Source organism: Synechococcus sp. J7-Johnson (genome assembly GCF_024345795.1).
Taxonomy (GTDB): domain Bacteria; phylum Cyanobacteriota; class Cyanobacteriia; order PCC-6307; family Cyanobiaceae; genus Regnicoccus_A.
The window spans coordinates 1-5,300 of record NZ_JAGQBU010000064.1; the positions used below are offsets into that span (position 1 = coordinate 1).

At 61.4% G+C, this 5,300-nt stretch carries 6 protein-coding genes and 1 pseudogene; 4 read left to right on the top strand and 3 right to left on the bottom strand.

The genetic code is table 11. The annotated features are described in order from the left end of the window. Positions 1-234: 234 nt before the first annotated feature. The gene (locus tag KBY93_RS15910) at positions 235-846 is read right to left on the bottom strand and encodes a glutathione S-transferase family protein (protein ID WP_255095394.1); all 612 of its coding nucleotides are present in this window, start codon (positions 844-846) and stop codon (positions 235-237) included. A 217-nt stretch (positions 847-1,063) separates the two neighbouring features. Between KBY93_RS15910 and KBY93_RS15915 the strand changes: the two genes are divergently transcribed. Both KBY93_RS15915 and KBY93_RS16355 read left to right on the top strand, forming a co-directional pair. After that, positions 1,064-1,423 carry a helix-turn-helix domain-containing protein gene (locus KBY93_RS15915; RefSeq protein WP_255095395.1) on the top strand — a complete coding sequence of 120 codons (360 nt, stop codon included), beginning with the start codon at positions 1,064-1,066 and terminating at the stop codon, positions 1,421-1,423. Next, positions 1,314-1,574, top strand: coding sequence for a transposase family protein (locus KBY93_RS16355; RefSeq protein WP_399223381.1), 261 nt, complete (start codon positions 1,314-1,316; stop codon positions 1,572-1,574). Before KBY93_RS15915 ends, KBY93_RS16355 begins: the two co-directional genes overlap by 110 nt. On the opposite strand, the pseudogene KBY93_RS15920 reads toward KBY93_RS16355, so the two are convergent. Further along, positions 1,499-2,065 (bottom strand): annotated as a pseudogene (locus tag KBY93_RS15920) (transposase); the annotation flags it as partial. The gene KBY93_RS16355 and the pseudogene KBY93_RS15920 sit on opposite strands and share 76 nt — an antisense overlap. Before the next feature lie 46 nt (positions 2,066-2,111). Then, a complete protein-coding gene (locus KBY93_RS15925; protein ID WP_255095396.1) occupies positions 2,112-3,332 on the bottom strand; it encodes a hypothetical protein in 1,221 nt (406 codons plus the stop codon). A 681-nt stretch (positions 3,333-4,013) separates the two neighbouring features. Between KBY93_RS15925 and KBY93_RS15930 the strand changes: the two genes are divergently transcribed. Continuing rightward, the gene (locus KBY93_RS15930; RefSeq protein WP_255095397.1) at positions 4,014-4,475 is read left to right on the top strand and encodes a mobile mystery protein A; all 462 of its coding nucleotides are present in this window, start codon (positions 4,014-4,016) and stop codon (positions 4,473-4,475) included. Beyond that, entirely contained in the window at positions 4,466-5,059 is a 594-nt protein-coding gene (locus KBY93_RS15935) for a mobile mystery protein B (protein WP_255095398.1), read from the top strand. Before KBY93_RS15930 ends, KBY93_RS15935 begins: the two co-directional genes overlap by 10 nt. Positions 5,060-5,300 lie beyond the last annotated feature (241 nt).

A 5,300-nucleotide genomic window follows, 5' to 3' on the forward strand; every position in this document is an offset into this window, starting at 1 on the left:
TAGCAGCGGCTGACTGAGGCCCATCGATGGGGCCCGGACAGCAGAAGAACGGAGTCTCAGCTGTTCAGCTCAGGGGTCGATCCGCTGTGGCCAGGGGTTCGCTGCTCAATTGGCAACAAACTCCTAGGCCTGGATGATGTGCTCCGCTACCTATCAATCCCAGCCCCAAGGCCCTTGAACGTGCAACATGCCAACTCATCGTGCGACAACAGCAATACCTTCAAGTCAAAGTTTCTATTTCAGGCCCTGGGCACTTAGTGCTGCTTGCACACCTGGATCTTCAAGCATGCGATTCATGAAGTCTGCGATCGATGGGTAATCCTTCCAGCCTTTTGGAAGATTCACTGTCCAGCGGCACATGGCAAAGGCATAGGGATCAGCAATGGTGCGCCTTTGATTCACGACATGGCCGTCCTGAAGCATCGCCTCCAAATGGTTCATGACACGCTCTATTCTCGAGTAAGATGACGCCTTGACTGCATCAAGGCTATCTTGATCGGTCTTGGTCGTAAACCGGGCAGGGCCAAAGTATGGCCAGAAAGCAGGATGGAAATCACCCGTAAGGAAAGCTAGGGCTTCATCCAGATTGAATTCTGCAAGCTCCCCATCGCCAGCACCAAGCTCTGCATCGGGGAAGCTGGTCACAATAAACTTGAGAATTGCATCAGCCTGGGTGAGCAGTCTGCCGCTTTCAATCCTCAAGGCTGGAACCATGCCAAGAGGGTTAATCTGCCCGTACGCTTCTGAGCGCAGATCTACCTTTTCAATCTCATACCCAGCCTTGCTCCATTCCAGAGCTATGTGTGGTGCCAGGGCGCATGTGCCAGGAGCAAAGTAGAGAAGCATCTGGCCCCCTGTGGGTGACTGTCCTGACCATCGTCAAGGATTCGATGGCTAAACAGGCTGGCCTGCAACACTTCTGTTGGTAGGAGCCTGATCTGATTCGCGGCGCAGACTATCTGTCCGTGACATGAGTTGCCTCCTGGAGGTCGCAATGTGAGCTAGTGCACAGTCCCGCAAATAGCTGATAGAATGGGGTAGTATCTCCCAAGGGAGTCTTTCCATGGCTGTCGGCCGTCCGATGCCGCCGCTGGTTCTCACGGAGGACGAAGTTCAGCAGCTGCAGAGCATCGCCAACTCGCGCTCTTTGCCCCACTCGATCGTTCAGCGCGCGCAGATTGTGCTGGCCTGCGGTGCTGGCGAGGTCAACACATCCATCGCCAAGCGCATGGGCCTGACGGGCGTGACCGTGGGCAAGTGGCGCAAGCGCTACCGGGACCAGGGCCGACTGAAAGTCAGGCACAAGGGTCGTTGTGCGGCCAAGCTGGGCCTGGTTTTATCGGGACTGCTCTTGTCCTTTGGCCCAGCTTGCTGCCAGTCCCGATCTGATCGCCTTCCTGCAGGCCTTGCCGGAGAGACGTAAGCGCCGAGGGGTGCGTTACCCCCAGTGGTTGCTGCTGTTGATGGCGATCCTTGGCATCCTCAGTGGCTGCCGCAGCGCCAGGGATCTGGAGCGTTTTGCCAAGCGGCATCCCCCACCAGGACCTGTGGGCGGAGGCGGAGGATCCTCCTGACCATCGATCCGCTTCAGGGAGGCGTATGACGCCCAGGCCTGCAACAGCGTGCCGTCCACGGAGAAGTGGTCATCGCTGAGCAGCGGTTTGACCTCGGGAGCTCCCATCAGCTTCTCCAGGAAAACCCCCATGACGTCGTCATTGAGCAGCCGATCACGGTTTTTGGTGAATGTGGTCGGGTGCCAGATCGGATCGTCGGGGCTGAGGCCCACAAACCAGCGGAACAGCAGGTTGTAGTGGAGCTGCTCCAGCAGCAGCCTCTCGGAGCGGATCCCATAGAACGCCTGCAACAACGAGGCCAGAAGCAGTTGCTCCGGTGGAACCGATGGTCGTCCCTCTGAGGCGTACAGCCTGCAGAAGGTGGGATTGAGTCGATCGAGGGCCTGATCCGCCAGCTTGCGGATCCGCCGTAGCGGATGGCTGGTCGGGATCCACTCCTCGATCGAGACGTAGGAGAACAGGGAGCCGCTGTGCTCCTGTTGGCCTCGCATCAACGGTCATGCGGTTGGCTTATTTTCGCAGAGCTGGCCGGGTTTTTCAGCGAACTCTTAGGGCAGCGGTGATTCCCGATTCGGCGGTGGACTGGTTTGCCATCTCGTAGGCGACGCCGACCGCATCCGGCTGGAATCGGGCATAGGCGGCCAGATGCACCTCGATTGTGTGACCCATGGCTGTGGCAACCTGCGCGAAGGGCAGCCCTGCCGCATGGCTGCCCTTCGCGTATCGGTGACGAAAGCAGTAGCCAGTCAGGGTTCCCCCTGCGGCGGCAACTTCGCCTTCAAGCGATCTCCACATAGGTTGGCGCATCAAGTAGGTGCGCAGTGCTTCGCCACCCTTGCCTGGCTGCCCCAGTGGGGGGAGGGCTTCGCCGACTGCAAGCCGCTGGGGAAGACGCCAGTCCACCGGGCTGCCCTCCAGATCCCGAATCAGAAGAGGATGCAGCCGTCGGGGGCTGGTGCGCCGTCCTGGCCCGGCCGCCTTGCGGTAACTGCAGGTGATGCCGCCATCGCTCGGGTGAAGGTGGCGAAGTTCCTCTGGCCTGAGCCCATAGGTGGCCAGCAGCTGGAGCGCAAACCGCCACCGCTCACCAGCATGCGTGGTTGGCAGGGCATCGATCAACCGCAGGATCTGCGCATCGGACAAGGGCCAGCCGTCGCGCTTCGGGATGCGGGCTTCCCTGACAGCTGGCGATGGCTGCCAGGCCCGACCGAAGCCATGCCGGGCCACCGCGTAGGTCAAGAAGCCGGCGAGGGATTGGCGTGCAATCTGCCTGGAGCGGCTCCCTGGCTGCCACCTGCTCAGCACCAGATCGAAAAGTGTTTGAGCGTCGGCGGGCGGGCGGCGTGATGCCATTGCCGCGACGGAGTCACTCAGGACCGGGGCATACTTTTTCGCCCAGGTGGCGGCGCTGGTGACGGCCTGGATCTCGATGCGCTGGTGGCGGTAGGCGGCCACGGCGCTGGGCCAATCCATGACCGCATGGCTGGAGCGGCCCTCGGCTTGCTGCGCGGCGTCGGCCAGTGAGCCGTCATACAGCTGGGAGATGACCCGAATCCGTAGCAGCGCATCGGCCTGGGCTGCCGCTTCCCAGCGGTAGGGGATGACGGTCGATTGATTGCGCGGCGGTGTCCCCGGAGCACCGGTCTCCCGCACCTGGAGGCGCACCTGGCTCTTGTGTGGGGTGACAGTCCACCCGGGCGGCGTGGAGGCCTTCACGGCGGCACGGAAACCCGCTTCCCAGACGTTTGCGGATGGCATGGCTTCACACGGCGTGTGAGATCTGTGTGAAATCTCCCCCTTTCTACCGGATTCTGGCAAATCCTGCCAAACGCAGATACCAGTCAGGAAGAAGGATCAGCACTGGTTTCTTCAGTCTGAGACTGGGGCCACCATGTTCCTTTGGTAGCACTAGGTCGCAGGTTCGAATCCTGTCGCCCCGATCAGTCACTGCAAGGGTTCTCGGCGAAACCGGGAACCCTTGTTTTTTGACTTGCAAGAGAAAGTGCAAGAGAAACTTGCCTCCTGCTGGCCTTTCAAGGGTTTTGGGCCGCTCAGCGGAGCCCGTCGGTGGTCGCTGGGCACGGAAGCCGGGGATTGATCTGCCTGAAGCAGCCCGGAACTTTCTCTTGCATCTCTTGCAGTTGGTCGCTCAACAAGAAGGCGCCTCAAGCGCAGCAGGACTGAGACCACCCGGCGGCGGGGATGCAGGGTGTCACGCGGCGCAAGGGCGGGGAATTCCTCTCGCGCGGCTGCGGTTGCATCGAGGAGGCCATGGTCATGACTGGAAGGATCAACTGAGGGCTGCTGCGAGTCAGGTAGCCATCAGGGGCGCCTCCAGAAGGACTGAATGCAACCTATAACTCCCTCTTGACTGACCTGTGCGGGAGTTGTAGGTTGCGTCAAACTAGTTAAGTAGGGACTAATCAATCCCCTTCAGGCATGAACGTCAAGGAGCTGCGTCTCCGCCAGGTGGATGCGGTTCTCCAGGAGGCCGCCAGCCACCCCATTCCGCCACGGCCCTTATCGGGCTGGTTGCGGGCGATCCGCGAGGCGCTGGGTATGAGCTCGGCTGTGCTGGCGCAGCGCCTGGATATCTCGGCCTCCGGCTTGCGCAAGCTCGAGCAAGCCGAGGCTGCCGATGCCATAACGCTGGCCACCCTCCGTCGTGTCGCTGAAGCACTGGACTGCGACCTTCAGTACATCCTTGTTCCCCGTCAGTCCCTCCGGCAGATGCGCTGGCAGCAGGCCATCGGGCGAGCCCGCGATTGGCAGCAGCGTGCCAGCCGAACCATGGCACTGGAAGCCCAGCAGAGCGAGGCCTCATCGTCGATTCAGCAGGAGCAACTCGATGAAATGGCTCAGGAGATCCTGCGCTCCGGTGGGGCCAGATTGTGGGACTGAATGACGATCTGCCGAACGGAGCAACTCCGCTCGATGCGGATGAGCTCCATGGCCTGATCCCCACGCATCTGGTGAGCCGGAACCAGCTGAATGAATGGGAGGAGCGCAACATCCAGGCGGCACTGTCATGGATTGAGCGGCAGCGCCGACTACGGCCGCTGGAGGAAGCCTGGCTGCGGCGCTTGCACCGCGAGATGTTTGCTCAGACCTGGCGCTGGGCCGGGCAATACCGCAGCAGCGACAAAAGCATCGGTGCCGACTGGCGGCAGATCCGGATGCAGTTGCCTGCCCTCCTCGGTGACATTGCTTTCCAGGTCCAGCACCTGGTGGAGGAGCCTGATCTGATCGCCGTGGGGTTCCACCACCGCTTGGTGTCCATTCATCCTTTCCCGAACGGCAACGGCCGCCACGCTCGGCTGATCGCCGACGTTCTGATCGAGCAGCTGGGGGCGCCACGCTTTTCCTGGGGAGGGAGCAGTTCCCTGGTCAATCTCACCGCTCTGCGCCAGGACTACATCGCGGCGCTGCGTCAGGCAGACCGTGGTGACCTGAGCGCACTGTTGGCCTTTGCCAGAGCGCAGTGAAGGGGAACGGCAGTCACGGGGGCGTACTGCTTGGTGGGGGTCCTCGACGTGCCCTCTGGGCCTACCAGCCATGAGATCAGTCCACCCAGTTCTCGATCCTTAGACCCGGGTAGGAGGCAGGGCTGATTCAAAGTGTGTCACAGGCGCACTGGCCTGAGCTGCCGGCATGGGGTTCGCTCGGTGGTATCGCCTCCTTCCTGTGCCCGAAACCGCCGCTGCCGCAACTGATCTGGATCTGATC

What these genes read in the sequence shown, in the direction of transcription:
- KBY93_RS15930 (WP_255095397.1), top strand. Translation starts at nt 4,014, where the DNA reads ATGAACGTCAAGGAGCTGCGTCTCCGCCAGGTGGATGCGGTTCTCCAG.
- KBY93_RS15910 (WP_255095394.1), bottom strand. Translation starts at nt 846, where the DNA reads ATGCTTCTCTACTTTGCTCCTGGCACATGCGCCCTGGCACCACACATA.
- KBY93_RS15915 (WP_255095395.1), top strand. Translation starts at nt 1,064, where the DNA reads ATGGCTGTCGGCCGTCCGATGCCGCCGCTGGTTCTCACGGAGGACGAA.
- KBY93_RS15925 (WP_255095396.1), bottom strand. Translation starts at nt 3,332, where the DNA reads ATGCCATCCGCAAACGTCTGGGAAGCGGGTTTCCGTGCCGCCGTGAAG.